We start from the raw sequence: 17,114 nt of genomic DNA, 5'->3' as shown, positions 1-17,114 counted from the left end.
TGTGGGAGCGGGCCATGCCCGCGATGGGGCATGGATTAGGCGTTTTTGCACGCTCCCACGGAGCCCCGCTTGCAGGATCTGTCGCGGGCGCGGCCCGCTCCCACATTGCTTGGCGAGCCTCTTAGCGATCGATATTCCAATTAAGTTTCGCTTAAGCCGCCTTTAAGCCTCGCTTCAGCTGAGCGACTTAACCTGACCCCGTCATCTACAGATAGAGGGTCATCCCCATGAAAGCTCCCGTACTCGCACTGCTGCTCGCTCCGCTGTTCTCCACCGCCGCTCTGGCTGCCGGCTACACCGGCCCGGGTGAAGTCGCCCAGGTCACCACGGTCGAGCAGGCGCTGAAAGCCGGCGACGATACCCCGGTCGTGCTGCAAGGTCAGATCGTCAAGCGCCTGCAGGACGAACTCTATGAGTTCAAGGACGCCACCGGCACCATCCATGTCGAGATCGACAACGAAGACTGGCCGCCACAAGCCATTTCCGAGAAGGCCACCGTCAAGCTGACCGGTGAAGTCGACAAGGATCTGACCAGCCGTGAAATCGACGTCGATATCGTCGAACTGGTGAAATAACCGCCACGCTGTTAGCTTCCCGTCACCGCATTGAATGGCCGCCTCTCGACGCATCGAGGGGCGGCGTTGTCATTTCTGTCGTTGCATATGTGAGTCGCCATGGGCCGCCTGATTTCGATCAAGGGATTACTTCTGCTGCTGGTGCTTGCCCTGTCGGCTGCACTGATCGCCGTCGCTGTGCAGTTTCGCCTGTTCGAAAGGGCCTGGTTCAACGTCAGCCAGCCGGCCGAAGCGCCCGCCCATTCGCTGTGGCTGAGCGACTACAAGGTGGTGATCGAGGCGCAGCGCATCCAAGGGTTGGAGGATGACGTGTCGGCGTTGACCTACGATCCGCAGCGCAAAAGCCTGTTCACGGTCACCAACCAACATCCCAAGCTGATCGAGCTGTCGCTGGACGGCAAGGTGTTGCGGCAGATCGAGCTGATCGGTTTCGGCGACCCGGAAGCCGTCGAATACGTGGCACCCGGGCGTTTCGTCATCGCCGACGAGCGCGCGCAGCGGCTGGTCAAGGTACGCATCGATGATGCCACCACCTCCATCGATGCCGCCGAGGGACAACAGATGTCGCTGGGTCTGGAGATGGGCACCAAGAACAAGGGCTTCGAAGGCCTGGCCTACGACCTGAAAGGCCAGCGGCTGTTCGTGGCCAAGGAGCGCGACCCCATGCGCATATACGAGGTGCAGGGGTTTCCCAACCTCGATCCGGCCACCCCGAACCCCGTGCAGATTCGCGACGACCGCAAGCGCGATGCCGGCATCTTCGTGCGTGATCTCTCCAGCCTGCATTACGACAGCCTGACCGGCCACCTGCTGGCGCTGTCCGATGAGTCGCGCCTGGTCGTCGAGCTGGATGAAGCCGGCAAGCCGATCAGCAGCCTGTCGCTGCTGCAAGGGCAGCAGGGCCTGAAGAAATCGGTGCCGCAGGCCGAGGGCATCACCATGGATGATCAGGGCGTGCTGTACATGACCAGCGAGCCCAACCTCTTCTATGTGTTCAGCAAGGGCGGCAAGACCGATTGAGACGAGTCGCCGCGCTGGTGAAGCGCGACGAGGGCTGTTAGCTTCGCCGGTCGAAGGGCGCTCCAGGCGGAGTGGCCGTGTTTATTTTCTTCATGAGTGAGCGGGTATGCGTCGTCTGGTTTCTCTCAAGGCCCTGTTGGTGCTAATGGCACTGGTCGCGGCACTGCTGCTGGCTATCTGGGGGCAGGAGTTCCGGGTATTCGAGCGTGCCTGGTTCAACGTGCAACAGCCTGGGCAGGCACCGGCCAATGCGCTGTGGCTCGATGGCTATCAGGTGAGCCGTGAGGCCAAGGTCATCGAAGGGCTGGTCGACGATGTGTCGGCGCTGACCTACGATCCGGTCCGCAAAAGCCTGTTTACCGTCACCAACCAGAATGCCCGGCTGATCGAATTGTCGCTCGACGGCAAGGTGCTACGCGAGATCGGCCTGGTCGGCTTCGGCGACCCGGAAGCCGTGGAGTACGTTGCGCCCGGCGTCCTGGTGATCGCCGATGAACGCCCACAGCGGCTGGTCGAGGTGCGTATCGATGACGCCACCACCCAGGTCGATGCTGCCGACGGCCAGCAGCTGTCGCTGGGCCTGGAAATGGAGGCCAAGAACAAGGGGTTCGAGGGGCTGGCCTATGATCTGGCCGGCAAACGGCTGTTCGTTGCCAAGGAGCGCGCTCCGTTGCGTATTTACGAGGTGCATGGCTTCCCGCATCTCGATCCGAGCAGTCCGTCGGCGATTCGCATCATCGATGACCGTGAGCGCGATGAAGGGTTGTTCGTGCGTGATCTGTCCAGCCTGCAATACGATGCCCGTACCGGCCACCTGCTGGCGCTGTCCGATGATTCGCGCCTGCTGGTGGAAATGGATACGCAGGGCGAACCGGTCAGCAGTCTGTCACTGGTCGGCGGCCAGCAAGGCCTCAAGGAGTCCGTGCCGCAGGCCGAAGGTATCGCCATGGACGAGCAGGGCGTGATCTACCTGATCAGCGAGCCCAACCTGTTCTACACCTTCGAAAAAAAGGCCGGGTGATCGCTCACTCGGCCTTTTCCGCTGCAGCCTCAGCGCTTAGCGCCTTCACGCCTTCGTCAGTCGCGAGCGGCAACGGGCATGGCCCCGTTACCCCCTTGGCGCGCTGCCTCAGAACAGGTACTGCAGGCCCAGGCTATAGCTGGCCTGATCGCCGTCGGCATGCCGCAGGCGCGTGTTGGCTTCGGCGTAGACGGCGAAAGCCTCGCTGATGGCCAGTTGCGTGCCGAGACGCGCGCGGGCGAAGTGCTTGTCGTTCTCCCGACCGTTGCTCACCCGGCGCGCCGAACCATCGGCCAGGCTGGTCACGGTGAAGTCCTCGCTCATGCCATCGCCCAGCTCCTCGATCCAGACCAGGCTGGCATAAGGCTGCAGGCGCATCGCACGGTCCAGTGCGACGTTGCCGCGTACCTGCCAGCCGAGGCTCAACTCCAGCGAGTCAAAGCGATCATCCTTGACGCTTAGGGCGGTGCGTTGCGTGGACCTTTCGCTGAAACCGTCGAGCCTGTAGTGGCGGTAGTCGAGGCCCACCTGGGGGCCGGTAAGCCAGTCGCCGAACGGCAGGTCATAGCCGCCCAGCAAGCCTGCGCCCCAGAACGTGGCATCGGTTTCGCCGGCAAGCTTCTGGTCGAGCAGCGCGGGACCGCCGGCGTTGCCCTGGATGAACACCGAGCGATCCAGGTCGAAGCGGGTACGACCGGCGCTGAGGTCAGCACTCAGCCACAGCGGCCCGGCGTTGCTCAGTAGCGCATACAGACCGGCCTGCCAGGTGTCGCTCTCTACCTTGCCACCATGTTGCAGGTCATCCTGGCCGCGGATGAAACTCAGGCCGGCACCCAGGTTCAGCCATTCGCTGAGTTGGGCATCGCCGAACAGGTAGGCGGTGGCCTGGCGGGAGCGCTGCTCCAATGGGCCGTCGAAGCCGCCGCTGGGCTGCCATTGACCCTCCACCCCGACAGCGCCGTCGACGCTGCCGACCTCGCGTGGGGTGACGCGCAGGGTTTGCCAGCGACGCTCCAGCAGTTGTTGGTGGGTCTGCTGCTGGCGCTTCAGGGTGTCTTCCAGGGTGCCGAGCATGGCCCCGCCGGATAGCGCCGAATAGCGCAGGTCGGTATTGGTGGCTTCCAGCACCAGGCGCGTCAGCAGGCGTGAATAGTCACGCAGGCGCTGCGCTATACGCTCTGCGCCGAAGGCGCCGGCCAGCACGGTCTGGTTGTCGAGGGCCGGATCGTGCCAGGTGGCCCCGCCGGGAATGGCCGGGTTGGTGGTCTGGTCATAGCCGTCGAGGGCGCCGATGTTCCAGTTGGTCGCCTCGACGAAGAGCACCGGGATGCCCAGGCCCTCGAAGCTCTCAGCGTCGCTGCAGCAGCCGGTGCCGGCCGGATAACCGGCATTCAGGCCGGGGTTGGTGTGCAGGTCGATACCCAGCTCCTGAGCGATGCGCAACGTGTGTTCACGCAGGGCGGCCAGTTGCGGTGCGGCAACGCTGTCCGCGCCGGCGTGGGCGTACATCATGTCGCCGGTGATCAGGCTGTCGATGTTGATCATGCCGGTCAGGCGGGCGCGCGCCTCGGCATCCAGGGAGGCGACGTAGGCGCGTGAGCCGCGCAGTCCTTCCTCCTCGGCACCGAAGCCGATAAAGGTCACGCCATCCTCGAACGACAGGCCGGCCAGGTTGCGGGCGATTTCCGTCAGCACGCCAGCACCCGAGGCGTTGTCGTCCAGGCCCTGCAGGGTAGGGCGGCCGAAGAAGGTGTCGAAGTGGGCGCCGACCACCAGGTTCTTACCGGTAATACCGGCTGCCTCGACGATCACGTTCTGCGAGCTGCGGTTGCCTGCCCAAGTGAAGTCCTGCCGGTAGCCGTCATAGCCGGACGCCGACAGGCGCTGTTCCATCCAGTCGGTCGCACCCGCGAAACTGACGGTGCCACGGTAGCGGCCCGGGTAGTCGTTGATCAGCGTGTCGACGGTGCCGCCGGCGTACTCGCCGTATTGGTAGGCCGTGGCCAGGGTGGGTAACAGCGTGCCTGCCAGGCCCATACCCAGGATGAGAGGTTTGATCACATCATGCTCCTTATGCTGTTGTTGTGTGGCATTCAGCGCAGAGCAGTATGTGGGCCGGAAATCCGAACCGGTAGGAAAATGGCGCAGTACAGAGGCGCAAGTGTCGCCTGCCTGTAAGTCACGGCGGATAACAGCCGCTGCAGCGCTGGCAGGCGTGAGCAGCTATCTGGCAGGCCGGCACCCACTTGGTGCGCAACGGCAGATGGTGGGGCGGATGCTGGTCATCCGCCCGCGGGGTTCAGCGCTTGAGCGTCTTCACGCCTTCTGCGGTGCCGAGCAGCAGCAGGTCGGCCGGGCGGGCGGCGAACAGGCCGTTGGTGACCACGCCGACGATGGCGTTGATGTCCGCTTCCAGCTTCACCGGGTCGGTGATGCTCATGTTGTGCACGTCGAGGATCACGTTGCCGTTGTCGGTCAGAACGCCTTCGCGATACACCGGGTCGCCGCCGAGCTTGACCAGCTGGCGAGCCACGTGGCTGCGCGCCATGGGGATCACTTCCACTGGCAGCGGGAAGGCGCCGAGCACCGGCACCAGCTTGCTGCCGTCGGCGATGCAGATAAAGGTACGCGCCACCGCGGCGACGATCTTCTCGCGGGTCAGGGCCGCGCCGCCGCCCTTGATCAGGTTCAGGCGCTCGTCGCTTTCGTCGGCGCCGTCGACATAGAACTCCAGGTCGCTGACGGTATTCAGTTCGTACACCGGGATGCCATGGCCCTTGAGCCGCGCAGCGGTAGCTTCGGAGCTGGCCACGGCGCCGTCGAACTCCAGCTTGTGCTTGGCCAGGGCGTCAATGAAACAGTTGGCGGTGGAGCCGGTGCCGACCCCGATCACGCTCTTGGCGTCGAGCTTGGGAAGGATGAAGTCGACGGCGGCCTGGGCCACGGCTTGTTTGAGCTGATCCTGGGTCATGCGGGTTCCACGAGAAGGAAGGAAACGAGGTCGCGATTATAGCCGGCAAAACCCCGGAATTCGTATGGTCGCTCGGCGGATGGTAAGGGCTGCTGTCGTTTCAGCGCGACCGCGCCGGAGACCGTTTTTCGTGAGGCAAGGCGCGAGCCGCGAAGTTTGGCCGTCCAAATGAGTCGGCGAGCAACGCAGCATCACGGGAAAATGGGCCCGGCCCTTGGGTTGTGGGGGGAGATTTCACCGTGCCTCGCCGCAGAGCTTGAAAATCGCCGCCGTTGTGGCCCTCTGCAACCCGGTGAAATTTTCCGCCGCAACGCGGCTTGTGCTGAAACGACGGCAGCCCCTGATGTTAGACTCCGGGGTTCCCCTCTCGAAGCCGCCTGCGATGCCCGCCATGCTCGAACAGTACGTCAAGAAGACCCTGACCTCCCGTGTCTATGACGTTGCCGTGGAAACCCCGCTGCAACCCGCCCGCCAGCTTTCCGAACGTCTGGGCAATCAGATTCTGCTCAAGCGCGAGGATCTGCAGCCGGTGTACTCGTTCAAGATTCGTGGCGCCTACAACAAGCTGGCGCAGCTCTCGCCCGAGGAACTGGCCCGCGGCGTGGTCACCGCCTCGGCCGGCAACCACGCCCAGGGCCTGGCCCTGGCCGCCAAGCACATGGGCGTGAAGGCGACCATCGTCATGCCGCGCACCACCCCCGAGCTCAAGGTGCAGGGCGTGCGTTCGCGGGGCGGCAAGGTGGTGCTGCATGGCGATGCCTTCCCCGAGGCCCTGGCCCACTCGCTGAAGCTGGTCGAGGAAAAGGGCTACACCTATATCCATCCCTACGACGACCCCCTGGTGATCGCCGGCCAGGGCACCGTGGCGATGGAAATCCTCCGTCAGCACCAGGGGCGCCTCGATGCGGTATTCGTGCCGGTCGGCGGCGGCGGCCTGATCGCCGGAATCGCCGCCTACATCAAGTACCTGCGTCCCGAGGTGAAGGTCATTGGCGTGGAGCCGGACGACTCCAATTGCCTGCAGCAGGCGCTGGCCGCAGGGGAGCGCGTGGTGCTGCCCCAGGTCGGGCTGTTCGCCGATGGCGTGGCGGTGGCGCAGATCGGCCAGCACACCTTCGAGATCTGCAAGGACCACGTCGACGAGGTGATCACCGTCAGCACCGACGAGATCTGCGCGGCGATCAAGGATATCTACGACGATACCCGCTCGATCACCGAACCGGCCGGCGCATTGGCCGTGGCCGGGATCAAGAAATACGTCGAGCGCGAAGGTGTCGCCGGCAAGACCCTGGTGGGCATCGACTCGGGCGCCAACGTCAACTTCGACCGCCTGCGCCATGTGGCCGAGCGTGCCGAGCTGGGGGAAAAGCGCGAGGCGATCATCGCCGTGACCATCCCGGAGCGCCCGGGCAGCTTCAAGGCGTTCTGCGAGGCAATCGGCAAGCGGCAGATCACCGAATTCAACTACCGCTACCACCAGGACGGCGAGGCGCACATCTTCGTCGGCGTGCAGACCCACCCGGAGAACGACCCCCGTGCGGCGCTGGTGGAAAACCTGCGTGGCCAGGGCTTCCCGGTACTCGACCTGACCGACAACGAACTGGCCAAGCTGCATATCCGCCACACCGTGGGCGGCCATGCCGCGGCGGTGCCGGACGAGTGCGTGTTCCGCTTCGAGTTTCCCGAGCGGCCGGGCGCGCTGTTCAACTTCCTCAACAAGCTCGGCGGGCGCTGGAACATCACCCTGTTCCACTACCGCAACCACGGCGCGGCCGATGGCCGCGTAATGGCGGCCCTGCAGGTACCGGAAGACGAGCGCCACCTGCTCACGCCGGCGCTGGATGCCATTGGCTATCCGTACTGGGATGAAACCGACAACCCGGCCTACAAGCTGTTTCTTGGCTAGTCGTTTCGCGTAAGTGATCTTTCCGGGAATCGCGTCGCTTCACCCAGGCTACGAACGTTCCTACCGGTAGCCTGGGTTGAGCGCAGCGATAACCAGGCCTGAATGTAAAAAAACAAAGGAAACACCGTGATGGAGCATTATCTGCTGATCAGAGTCCTCCATGCGCTGCCCGGCATTCTCCTGCTGCTGGGCGTGCTGGCCCATGCCTTCATGCTCTGGAAAGCCTGGCGTGGTGGCGACAAGGCGGTGCTGCAACGCAAATTGCAGCGCACCCGCACCATCAGCCTGCCGGTGTTCGCCGTGCTGGCGTTGAGCCTGCCGGTGACCGGCTGGTGGATGGTCAACCTGGCCGGCTGGCCGCTGAGCCAGTTGTGGCTGCTGCTGGGCAGCAGCCTGTTCGGCGTGCTGATGATCGTCGGCCTGTTGCTGCTCGGCCGCCTGGGCGCCTGGCAGGCTCAAGTGGACGGCGCAGTGCCGGCCAAGTCACTGCGCTTCGTGGTGGCCTACGCCGCGCTGATCGTCGTGCTGCTGGTGGTAATCATGGCGGTGATGGGCGCCAAGCCCGTCTAGGGCACCTCTAACGGCGGCCCTGGCGCTGCGCCACCAACGGTTGCAGCAGCGCTTCGAGTTGCGGCTCGGTCAACCGTGCTCGCAGCGCTTTGTACAGCGCGCGGGTTTCCAGCAGGTTCCAGACCCGCAGCATGGTTTCCAGGGCGTCCAGCGGCTTGCTGATGAAGTCCCGCGCGCCAAGGGCCAGGGCGCGCAGGCGCGTAGCGCGGGTGACGTCGGCGGTCAGCACCAGCAGCGGCACGTAGTCGTTGTGCGGAATGCGCCGGTTGAGCTGCTCCATCAGCGCGAAGCCGTCGAAATCCGGCATGTGCAGGTCGAGAATCACCAGATCCGGCTCGAAGCTGTTGTACAGCTCCAGCGCGCGGGTCGGCTGGGTGCTGCTGAGCACGTTGTGCAGGCCTTCGCGGGCCAGCAGTTGCTCCATCAGGTCCAGATTGGGGCGCTGATCGTCGATGATCAGGATGCGATAGTCGTCGCTCATGCGGGCTCCGGCAGGTGCTGGTCGAGAAAGGCCAGAAAGGTCGGCACGTGAATGGGCTTGGTGAGGATCGCCGTGGCGCCGGCCTGCTGCATGGCACGCCTGGCCGCGGTGCTGGCGTCGGCGGTGATCATCAGCACGGCGATGGTGGCGGTCAGCGGGTCGGCGCGCAGGCGCTTGAGCACCTCGATGCCGGTCATGTCCGGCAGGTTGATGTCCAGCAGGATCACCCGCGGCAGGTGCTGGCGCGCCAGGTCGAGGCCCAGCTGGCCCTGCATGCTCGACAGCAGCTGCACGCCCGGCCGGCGCTGCAACAGGGTTTCGATCAATGCCTGGCTGGACAGGTTGTCCTCGATGCACAAAACGCGTTTCAAGCTGCCGCTTTCCAGCGTGTTCAGCGGAGCCGGCAACGGCGCAGGGCGCCAGGGGTCGTCGTGGCTGGCCTGGGGCTCGACCTGCGCCGACGGTAGTGTCACTACGAAGCGGCTGCCGGTGCCGACCACGCTGATCACCTCCAATGTGCCGTCCATGGCCTGCAGCAGGTTGCGGCTCAGGGCCAGACCGAGGCCGGTGCCTTCGCTGTGCTGGTCGGCGCCTAAGCGCTCGAAGGGGCGGAACAGCCGCTGCAGATCCGCCGGGGCGATACCCGCACCGCTGTCGTTGACTGCCAGGGCCAGGCGCTCGCCTTGCACCTCGATGTCCAGGTGCACCTCGCCACCGGGGCGGTTGTACTTCACCGCGTTGGACAGCAGGTTGAGCAGCACCTGGATCAGCCGCTGCCGGTCGGCCATCACGCCAGCCGGCGAAGTGCTCGGCGGCAATGGGCGCAGGCGGATGCCGGCTTCGTCGGCCAGCGGTGAAATCAGCGTCAGCGCCTCGTGCACCACGCCGTGCAGGTCGATGGCTTCCGGGCTCATGGGCAGCCGGCCAGCCTCGATGCGGGCGATGTCGAGTACTTCGTTGATCAGCGTGAGCAGGTGCTGGCCGGCGCGCAGGATATGGGTGACCTGCGGCCTGGGCGATTCCAGGTCGAGCAGCTGGGCGAAGCCGAGGATCGAGTTGAGCGGGGTGCGCAGCTCGTGGCTCATGCGCGACAGGAACTCGCTTTTCGCCTGGCTGGCGTTCTCGGCTTCCTCGCGGGCGGCGCGCAGGGCGATATCGGCAGCGCGGCGGTCGGTGATGTCGCGGGTGACCTTGGAAAAGCCGCGCAGCGTGCCGCTGGCATCGTGCTGGGCGGTGATCACCACGCTGGCCCAGAAACGCGAGCCGTCGCGGCGCTGGCGCCAGGCTTCTTCCTCGTAGCGACCCTTTTCGGCGGCGACCTGCAGCGCATACAGCGGGTGGTGCGGACGCTGCTCGGGTGGGTAGAACAACGAGAAGTGGCGGCCGATGATTTCCGTTTCGCTGTAGCCCTTGATCCGCTCGGCGCCGGCGTTCCAGGTGGTGACGTGGCCCTGTGGGTCGAGGGCGAAGATGCCGTAGTCGCGCACGCCTTCGATGATCAGGCGCAGGCGCTCCTCGTTGTCGCGCAGGGCACGTTCGCGCTGGGCCAGTAGCTGGCTGGCTTCCTCCAGGCTGGCGCCCAGACGGCCGATCTCGTCGCGCTCGTGATGCCGCGGCTGCAGCGGGTTGCCGAGTGCCAGGTGGCGGGCGCTGCGTTGCACCCGCTGGACGCGGCTGACGATACCGCTGGAGAGCAGCAGCACCGCGACGATCGCGCCGAACAGGCCGCAGCCGGCGGCCAGCAGGGTGGCCAGCAGCATGCGCTGGCGGTTGTCCGCGGCATTGGCGGTGCGGTCGGCGAGCAGGGCGTCTTCGCGCACGCGCATGGCGTCGATCTGGTTGCGCAGGGTATCGAGCATGCGCTTGCTTTCGTCGAGCACGGCGGCGATCTGCTCCTGGTCCTGGCGCAGGTCGACGTTGCGCAGCACATCCAGACCGTGGAGCTGGTTGCTGATCAGCGGGCGGATGCGTTCCAGGCGCTGGCGCACCTCGGCATCACGGATATTGGCGTCCAGGCGCGCCAGGGCCGCCTCGATGCGCGGCTCGGTCTGCTGGTAGGCGGGCAGAAAGTCGTCGCTGCGCGTCAGCAGGTAGCCGCGCACGCTGGCCGCGCCCTCGGCCAGCAGGGTCTGCACGGCCTGGATATCGCCCTGGACCTGCAGCACCCGGCGCACGTCCTCTTCGGCCTCGGCTGTTTGCCGCTCGGTGATGTAGATCAGTACCAGGGAGATCAGCAGGATCACCAGGGGCAGCGAGATGCCGACCAATGCCTTGCCCCGCAGCGGCAGGTCGGCCCAGGCGTTGTCGATACGTCGCATCATGGCGCGGCGCCCGGCCAGTCGGCCGCCGGCTGGGCGACCAGGCCCAGGGCGATGCCGCGCACCGCCGCCTGGGTGCGGTCGGCCACGCCGAGCTTGGCGATCACTCGCTCGACATGGGTCTTCACGGTGCCGGCGCTGATGCCCAGCTTCTCGCCGATCTCGCGATTGCTGAAGCCGCCCGCCACCAGGCCCAGTACCTGCCGCTCGCGGTTGGTAAGGGTGTCGGTGGGCGGCGTGCCGGCGTTGCTGCGGTCGGCGATGCGCCTGAGCAGGCGGGCGCTGACGGCGCTGTTCAGCGCCTCCTCCCCGGCGGCCACGCGGCGCAACGCGGCGATCACCTCGTCACGGGTGGCGTCCTTGAGCAGGTAGCCCACGGCGCCCGCGCCGATGGCAGCCTCCAGGTGCTCGGGGCTGTCGTACATGGTGAACATCACCACCTTCAGGTGCGGCATGCGCTGTTGCAGCAGGCGTGCGGCGCCCAGGCCGTTGAGGCCGGGCATGCGGATGTCGAGAATGGCGATATCCGGCTGCAGGCGCTCGCACAGCTGCAGCGCGCTGTCGCCGTCGGCGGCCTGGCCGACCACCGCGAACTCGTCGCAACCGCCGAGCATGGCCACGAAGCCGGCGCGGGTCACCTCGTGGTCATCGGCCAGTACCAGGCGCAGGGGCGTCGTCATGGCGCGATCTCCTCGGCGTGGGGCACCTGGGCCAGCAGCCGGGTGCCGCGCCCTGGCTCGCTCTGGCACTGCAGGTGGCCGCCCAGCAGGCTGGCGCGTTCGCCCATGGCGGCCAGGCCCAGGCCGCTGTTGCCGGTGATCGGCCTGTAGCGCGGTGCCTCGAAACCCCGGCCGTCATCCTCGATGTGCAGGTGCGCGCCCGAGTCGCTGCTGCTCAGGCCGATGCGCACGCTGCACGGCCCGGCATGCTTGAGAATGTTGTTGATGCCTTCCTGGGCGATGCGAAACAGGGTGATTTCCACATTGGCCGGCAGCCGTGCTTCACTGCGTTGCAGCCACTTCACCCGGTGGCCGGCGTCACGCAGGCGGTCGGCCTCCTTGTCGAGGGCGTGAAGCAGGCCGAAGTCATCGAGCAGTTGCGGGCGCAGGCCATTGATGGCCTGGCGACCCTCGCGTACGCAGCGTTGGGCCAGTTCGAGAATGGTGCCCAGTTCCCGCTGCTGGGCATCGGGCAGCACGCTGCACTGGCTGGCGAAACCCTGCAGGCGCTGGTGCAACCCGGCCAGGGTCTGGGCGAGGCCGTCATGCAGGTCGTAGGCCACGCGCCGGCGCTCGTCTTCCTGGGCATTGAGCAGGCGGTGCACCAGTTCCGACATGGTGCGCTCGCGGGCGAGCAGGTCGCCATGCAGGCGCTGGGTTTCCAGGTGGGCGGCGAACAGGGTGGCGAGCAGCTGCAGGGACTCGAGATCCTCGTCGTCCGGCGGATTGATTCGCACCGCGCTGGCCAGCAGCACGCTGCCAAAGCTGTGGCCCTGGGCCGTGGCCAGCGGCAGGCGAATGACCAGCTGCAGCCCGCCCTTGTCGATGAGCAGGCACTGGGCCTGGGGCGTATCGCTGTCGCTCAGCGCCAGCAGCGCTAGCCGTTGTTCGCTGGAAAGGGCGCCATGCTCGGCCAGCACCTGGCGCTCGCCGGCCAGTTCGCAAACCACCACGCCGCTGTCCAGGGCGCAGAAGGCGCAGGCCCGTTGCAGCACGCGCAAGGCCATCTCCCGGGGCGGCAGCGCCCCCAGTTGGCGGCCGGTGTCGACCAGCAGGCTCAGGCGCGCCGCCCGGCTTTCACATTGTCGGTACTGGCTGCGCAAGGCCAGGGCACTGCTGTCGTCGTTGTGCATGGGGCTCTCCAGCGCAAGCGGCGCGGATCAGGTGGCAATCATCCCATTAAATCGACTCTGCCCGCTGCTCGCCCATCTGCCGATCGGCATACGCCGATGCCGCCAACCAGCCGATGGCGACCCCGAGGGCGCAGGGCACAGTGGTGTCGTCAACCAAAACAGGAAACGATCATGAAAGTGCACGCCATCGCCGCCGCCCTGCTGTTCTGCGTCAGTACCCCGCTGCTGGCCGCTCCCGAGCAAAAGCCTTATCGCTATGACAGCCTGGCGAGCGCGCCGGCCGCAGCGGCCGATCGTGAAGTGGCCGGGTTGTTCGATCAGTGGAACCAGGCGCTGCAGAGCGGTGACGTGGCCAAGGTGGTCAGCCTGTACAGCGCCGATGCCGTGCTGCAGCCGACCGTATCCAACCGCGTGCGCGCCAGCTCGGCGGAAATTCGCGACTACTTCGAGCACTTCCTGGCGCTCAAACCGGTGGGCGAGATCAACTACCGGGAAATCCGTCGCCTGAGCCCGACCACCGCTCTGGACAGCGGCGTCTACACCTTCCACCTGACCGATGCCGCCGGCGAGAAGTCCGACGTGCAGGCGCGCTACACCTTCGTCTACACCCTGGTGGACGGGCAGTGGAAGATCCTCAACCACCACTCTTCGGCCATGCCCGAGGTGGTGCCGACCTCGGTGGCCAGCAAGGCCAAGCACCTGTAAACGCATGGTGCAAATGCAAAAAAGCCGGCGCCCTGTGCGCCGGCTTTTTTTTGCGCGATAACTCTCAGCGCAGCGACATGATCGGCCAGTTGCGATCCTCTGCCTCGGCCATCAGCTTGGGATCCGGGTCGACGGCTACCGGATAGCTGACCTGCTCGAGTAGCGGCAGGTCGTTCATCGAGTCGCTGTAGAAGGTCGAACCGTCCAGAGTGAAGCCGTTTTCCTGCATCCAGCGATTGAGGCGGGTGACCTTGCCTTCCTTGAAGCACGGCACGTCGGTGGTACGACCGGTGTAGCGGCCGTCGACCATTTCGCACTCGGTGGCTAGCAGGGTGTCGACGCCCAGGCGGGCGGCAATCGGCGCCGTCACGAAACGGTTGGTGGCGGTGATGATCACCAGCTTGTCGCCAGCGGCGCGGTGCCTGTCGAGCAGCGCCAGGGCCTTGGGCAGAATGATCGGTTCGATGCATTCGGCCATGAACTCGCGGTGCCAGGCGTCGAGCTGGGCCATCTCGGTGCGGCCGAAGATATCCAGGGTGAAGTTCAGGTAGTCGGTGATGTTCAGGCGCCCGGCCAGGTAATCCTGGTAGAAGGCATCGTTGCGCGCCTTGTAGGTGGCACCGTCGAGGATCCCGCGTTCGCACAGCCAGTCGCCCCAGGCATGGTCGCTGTCGCCGCCAAGCAGGGTGTTGTCGAGATCGAATAAAGCCAAACGCACAGAATCACCTCTTCATACAGGGCCATGGAGGCGGCCAGAATAGCGGCTTTGCCGGCCCGGGGAAAACCGCGCGACGGGCCGCCGTGCAGTCCCGCCCGAGCGCGTTGCCGCTGTCGCGAGCTTTGTGGAACAATGCGGTGACATGCGTTTACGAGGTTGTGTGCCGTGATCGATCCTGATGGTTTTCGCCCCAACGTCGGCATCATTCTCACCAATGATGTCGGCCAGGTGCTTTGGGCGCGTCGAATTAACCAGGATGCCTGGCAGTTCCCGCAAGGCGGTATCAATGACCGCGAGTCGCCGGAAGAAGCGTTGTACCGCGAACTGAACGAAGAAGTGGGCCTGGAAGAGCAGGACGTGAAAATTCTCGCCTGCACCCGGGGCTGGTTGAGGTATCGTCTGCCGCAGCGCCTGGTGCGCACGCACAGCCAGCCGCTGTGCATCGGCCAGAAACAGAAGTGGTTCCTGCTGCGCCTGACCTCCGACGAGCAACGGGTGCGTATGGACCTGACCGGCAAGCCCGAGTTCGACGGCTGGCGCTGGGTCAGTTATTGGTACCCGTTGGGGCAGGTGGTTACATTCAAGCGCGAAGTCTACCGTCGCGCACTCAAGGAACTCGCACCGCGCCTGCTGGCACGGGATTAGGCAGGATCAGGCATGCTCAACACGCTGCGCAAGATCGTCCAGGAAGTGAACGCCGCCAAGGATCTCAAAGCGGCGCTGGGCATCATCGTGCAGCGCGTCAAGGAGACCATGGGCACCCAGGTGTGCTCGGTGTACCTGCTCGACCCGGAGAGCAACCGTTTCGTGCTGATGGCCACCGATGGCCTCAACAAGCGCTCGATCGGCAAGGTCAGCATGGCGCCCAACGAGGGTCTGGTCGGCCTGGTCGGCACCCGTGAAGAGCCGCTGAACCTCGAAAACGCCTCCGAACACCCCCGTTACCGCTACTTCGCCGAAACCGGTGAGGAGCGTTATGCCTCCTTCCTCGGCTCACCGATCATCCACCACCGTCGGGTGATGGGTGTGCTCGTCGTGCAGCAGAAGGAGCGCCGCCAGTTCGACGAAGGTGAGGAAGCCTTTCTGGTCACCATGAGCGCGCAGCTCGCCGGGGTGATCGCCCATGCCGAGGCCACCGGTTCGATCCGCGGCCTGGGCAAGCAGGGCAAGGGCATTCAGGAAGCCAAGTTCGTCGGCGTGCCGGGTTCGCCCGGTGCGGCGGTCGGTACCGCCGTGGTGGTGCTACCGCCAGCCGACCTGGAAGTGGTGCCGGACAAGAGCATCGATGATATCGATGCCGAATTGAAACTGTTCCAGAACGCTCTGGAGGGCGTGCGCGCCGACATGCGTAACCTTTCCGAGCGCATGGCGACCCAGCTGCGCCCCGAAGAGCGCGCGCTGTTCGACGTCTACCAGATGATGCTCGAAGACGCGGCCCTCGGTAACGAGGTGGTCAAGGTCATCAAGACCGGCCAGTGGGCCCAGGGCGCCCTGCGCCACGTAGTCAGCGAGCACATCAATCGTTTCGAGCTGATGGACGACGCCTACCTGCGCGAGCGTGCCTCGGACGTGCGCGACCTGGGGCGCCGCCTGCTCGCCTACCTGCAGCAGGCCCGTCAGCAGACCCTGGTGTACCCGGACAACTGCATCCTGGTCGCCGAAGAACTGTCGCCGGCGATGCTCGGTGAGGTGCCGGAAGGCAAGCTGGTCGGCCTGGTGTCGGTGCAGGGTTCGGGCAACTCCCACGTGGCGATCTTCGCCCGCGCCATGGGCATTCCCACGGTGATGGGCGCGGTGGAACTGCCGTATTCGAAGATCGACGGCATCCAGCTGATCGTCGATGGCTACCACGGCGAGGTGTTCACCAACCCCAGCGAGATCCTGCGCAAGCAGTACGCCGACGTGGTCGAGGAAGACCGCCAGCTCACCAAGGGCCTCGACGCCCTGCGTGCGCTGCCTTGCGAGACCCTCGACGGGCATCACATGCCGCTGTGGGTCAATACCGGCCTGCTCGCCGATGTGGTGCGCGCCCAGGAGCGCGGTGCCGAGGGCGTTGGTCTGTACCGCACCGAAGTGCCGTTCATGATCAAGGATCGCTTTCCCAGCGAGAAGGAACAGCTGGCCATCTATCGCGAACAGCTGGCCGCCTTCCATCCGCTGCCGGTGACCATGCGCACCCTGGATGTCGGCGGCGACAAGGGCTTGAGCTATTTCCCGATCAAGGAAGAGAACCCCTTCCTGGGTTGGCGCGGTATCCGCGTGACCCTCGACCACCCGGAAATCTTCCTGGTGCAGGTGCGCGCCATGCTCAAGGCCAGCGAGGGCCTGAACAACCTGCGCATCCTGCTGCCGATGATTTCCGGCATCCAGGAGCTGGAAGAATCCCTGCACCTGATTCACCGTGCCTGGGGCGAAGTGCGTGACGAAGGCACGGATGTACCCCTGCCGCCGATTGGCGTGATGATCGAGATTCCCGCGGCGGTCTACCAGACCCGCGACCTGGCCCGCCAGGTGGACTTCCTGTCGGTCGGCTCCAACGACCTGACCCAGTACCTGCTGGCCGTGGACCGCAACAACCCGCGGGTGGCCGACCTCTACGACTTCCTTCACCCGGCGGTGCTGCAGGCGCTGACCAAGGTGGTCGAGGACTCCCACGCCGAAGGCAAACCGGTGAGCATCTGCGGCGAAATGGCCGGCGACCCGAGCGCTGCCGTGCTGCTGATGGCGATGGGCTTCGACAGCCTGTCGATGAACGCCACCAACCTGCCGAAGGTTAAGTGGCTGCTGCGCCAGATCAGCCTGAGCAAGGCCAAGGACCTGCTCGGCCAGGCGATGCGAATCGACAATCCGCAGGTCATCCACAGCACCCTGCAACTGGCCCTGCGTAACCTTGGCCTGGGCCGGATGATAAACCCGGCGTCGGATATTCAGGCTTAACGGCGGGAGTTGGCGGTTTACCTGTGGAGCGGGCCACGCC

15 protein-coding genes are annotated in these 17,114 nt (G+C 65.5%); 8 read left to right on the top strand and 7 right to left on the bottom strand.

Annotated features, from left to right (window positions below; genetic code table 11):
* Positions 1-227 precede the first annotated feature (227 nt).
* The 3 genes from BM154_RS15760 to BM154_RS15750 all read left to right on the top strand — a co-directional run bounded on the left by BM154_RS15760 (position 228) and on the right by BM154_RS15750 (position 2,616).
* Positions 228-575 (top strand): NirD/YgiW/YdeI family stress tolerance protein, encoded by a 348-nt coding sequence (locus BM154_RS15760; RefSeq protein ID WP_074886032.1) that lies wholly within the window; start codon positions 228-230, stop codon positions 573-575.
* Positions 576-674: 99 nt separating this feature from the next.
* Positions 675-1,595 carry an SdiA-regulated domain-containing protein gene (locus tag BM154_RS15755; RefSeq protein WP_074886029.1) on the top strand — a complete coding sequence of 307 codons (921 nt, stop codon included), beginning with the start codon at positions 675-677 and terminating at the stop codon, positions 1,593-1,595.
* Positions 1,596-1,701: 106 nt separating this feature from the next.
* Positions 1,702-2,616, top strand: coding sequence for an SdiA-regulated domain-containing protein (locus BM154_RS15750; protein WP_074886026.1), 915 nt, complete (start codon positions 1,702-1,704; stop codon positions 2,614-2,616).
* 108 nt (positions 2,617-2,724) lie between these two features.
* On the opposite strand, the gene BM154_RS15745 is transcribed toward BM154_RS15750, so the two are convergent.
* A complete protein-coding gene (locus BM154_RS15745; protein ID WP_074886023.1) occupies positions 2,725-4,677 on the bottom strand; it encodes an autotransporter domain-containing protein in 1,953 nt (650 codons plus the stop codon).
* 238 nt (positions 4,678-4,915) lie between these two features.
* On the bottom strand, positions 4,916-5,587 hold the full coding sequence (gene rpiA / locus BM154_RS15740) for a ribose-5-phosphate isomerase RpiA (protein WP_074886020.1): 672 nt from the start codon (positions 5,585-5,587) through the stop codon (positions 4,916-4,918).
* A gap of 391 nt (positions 5,588-5,978) precedes the next feature.
* Here rpiA and ilvA point away from each other — a divergent pair, with 391 nt between their 5' ends.
* On the top strand, positions 5,979-7,493 hold the full coding sequence (gene ilvA, locus BM154_RS15735) for a threonine ammonia-lyase, biosynthetic (protein ID WP_074887118.1): 1,515 nt from the start codon (positions 5,979-5,981) through the stop codon (positions 7,491-7,493).
* 129 nt (positions 7,494-7,622) lie between these two features.
* The gene (locus BM154_RS15730) at positions 7,623-8,063 is read left to right on the top strand and encodes a DUF2269 family protein (RefSeq protein ID WP_074886017.1); all 441 of its coding nucleotides are present in this window, start codon (positions 7,623-7,625) and stop codon (positions 8,061-8,063) included.
* Between the two features lie 7 nt (positions 8,064-8,070).
* Here the strand turns inward: BM154_RS15730 and BM154_RS15725 are convergent, their stop codons facing one another.
* The 4 genes from BM154_RS15725 to BM154_RS15710 are packed head-to-tail and all read right to left on the bottom strand — an operon-like array spanning position 8,071 to position 12,726.
* A complete protein-coding gene (locus BM154_RS15725; protein WP_073263255.1) occupies positions 8,071-8,544 on the bottom strand; it encodes a response regulator in 474 nt (157 codons plus the stop codon).
* Complete coding sequence (locus BM154_RS15720) at positions 8,541-10,865, bottom strand: ATP-binding protein (RefSeq protein WP_074886015.1); 2,325 nt, start codon at positions 10,863-10,865, stop codon at positions 8,541-8,543. Before BM154_RS15720 ends, BM154_RS15725 begins: the two co-directional genes overlap by 4 nt.
* Positions 10,862-11,542, bottom strand: coding sequence for a response regulator (locus BM154_RS15715; RefSeq protein WP_074886012.1), 681 nt, complete (start codon positions 11,540-11,542; stop codon positions 10,862-10,864). Before BM154_RS15715 ends, BM154_RS15720 begins: the two co-directional genes overlap by 4 nt.
* The gene (locus tag BM154_RS15710; RefSeq protein ID WP_074886009.1) at positions 11,539-12,726 is read right to left on the bottom strand and encodes a sensor histidine kinase; all 1,188 of its coding nucleotides are present in this window, start codon (positions 12,724-12,726) and stop codon (positions 11,539-11,541) included. The genes BM154_RS15715 and BM154_RS15710 overlap by 4 nt, the downstream gene beginning before the upstream one ends.
* A 159-nt stretch (positions 12,727-12,885) precedes the next feature.
* Between BM154_RS15710 and BM154_RS15705 the strand changes: the two genes are divergently transcribed.
* The gene (locus BM154_RS15705) at positions 12,886-13,419 is read left to right on the top strand and encodes an SgcJ/EcaC family oxidoreductase (RefSeq protein WP_074886006.1); all 534 of its coding nucleotides are present in this window, start codon (positions 12,886-12,888) and stop codon (positions 13,417-13,419) included.
* 64 nt (positions 13,420-13,483) lie between these two features.
* On the opposite strand, the gene BM154_RS15700 is transcribed toward BM154_RS15705, so the two are convergent.
* The gene (locus BM154_RS15700) at positions 13,484-14,137 is read right to left on the bottom strand and encodes a histidinol-phosphatase (RefSeq protein ID WP_074886001.1); all 654 of its coding nucleotides are present in this window, start codon (positions 14,135-14,137) and stop codon (positions 13,484-13,486) included.
* Between the two features lie 165 nt (positions 14,138-14,302).
* On the opposite strand from BM154_RS15700, the gene BM154_RS15695 reads away from it, so the two are divergent.
* Together BM154_RS15695 and ptsP are read left to right on the top strand one after the other, a co-directional pair.
* Entirely contained in the window at positions 14,303-14,782 is a 480-nt protein-coding gene (locus tag BM154_RS15695) for an RNA pyrophosphohydrolase (protein ID WP_013793353.1), read from the top strand.
* A 12-nt stretch (positions 14,783-14,794) separates the two neighbouring features.
* Positions 14,795-17,074, top strand: a complete 2,280-nt coding sequence (gene ptsP / locus BM154_RS15690; protein WP_074885998.1) for a phosphoenolpyruvate--protein phosphotransferase — start codon at positions 14,795-14,797, stop codon at positions 17,072-17,074.
* Positions 17,075-17,114: the final 40 nt, after the last annotated feature.

The organism is Phytopseudomonas argentinensis (assembly GCF_900113905.1).
Classification (GTDB): Bacteria; Pseudomonadota; Gammaproteobacteria; order Pseudomonadales; family Pseudomonadaceae; genus Aquipseudomonas; species Aquipseudomonas argentinensis.
The sequence above is the reverse complement of the archived record's forward strand: the minus strand, read 5'-3'. Positions and strand labels throughout refer to the sequence as shown.

Coding starts and splice junctions, on each gene's coding strand:
- BM154_RS15705 (WP_074886006.1), top strand. CDS start 12,886: ATGAAAGTGCACGCCATCGCCGCCGCCCTGCTGTTCTGCGTCAGTACC.
- BM154_RS15720 (WP_074886015.1), bottom strand. CDS start 10,865: ATGATGCGACGTATCGACAACGCCTGGGCCGACCTGCCGCTGCGGGGC.
- BM154_RS15755 (WP_074886029.1), top strand. CDS start 675: ATGGGCCGCCTGATTTCGATCAAGGGATTACTTCTGCTGCTGGTGCTT.
- ilvA (WP_074887118.1), top strand. CDS start 5,979: ATGCTCGAACAGTACGTCAAGAAGACCCTGACCTCCCGTGTCTATGAC.
- rpiA (WP_074886020.1), bottom strand. CDS start 5,587: ATGACCCAGGATCAGCTCAAACAAGCCGTGGCCCAGGCCGCCGTCGAC.
- BM154_RS15715 (WP_074886012.1), bottom strand. CDS start 11,542: ATGACGACGCCCCTGCGCCTGGTACTGGCCGATGACCACGAGGTGACC.
- BM154_RS15760 (WP_074886032.1), top strand. CDS start 228: ATGAAAGCTCCCGTACTCGCACTGCTGCTCGCTCCGCTGTTCTCCACC.
- BM154_RS15750 (WP_074886026.1), top strand. CDS start 1,702: ATGCGTCGTCTGGTTTCTCTCAAGGCCCTGTTGGTGCTAATGGCACTG.
- ptsP (WP_074885998.1), top strand. CDS start 14,795: ATGCTCAACACGCTGCGCAAGATCGTCCAGGAAGTGAACGCCGCCAAG.
- BM154_RS15725 (WP_073263255.1), bottom strand. CDS start 8,544: ATGAGCGACGACTATCGCATCCTGATCATCGACGATCAGCGCCCCAAT.
- BM154_RS15730 (WP_074886017.1), top strand. CDS start 7,623: ATGGAGCATTATCTGCTGATCAGAGTCCTCCATGCGCTGCCCGGCATT.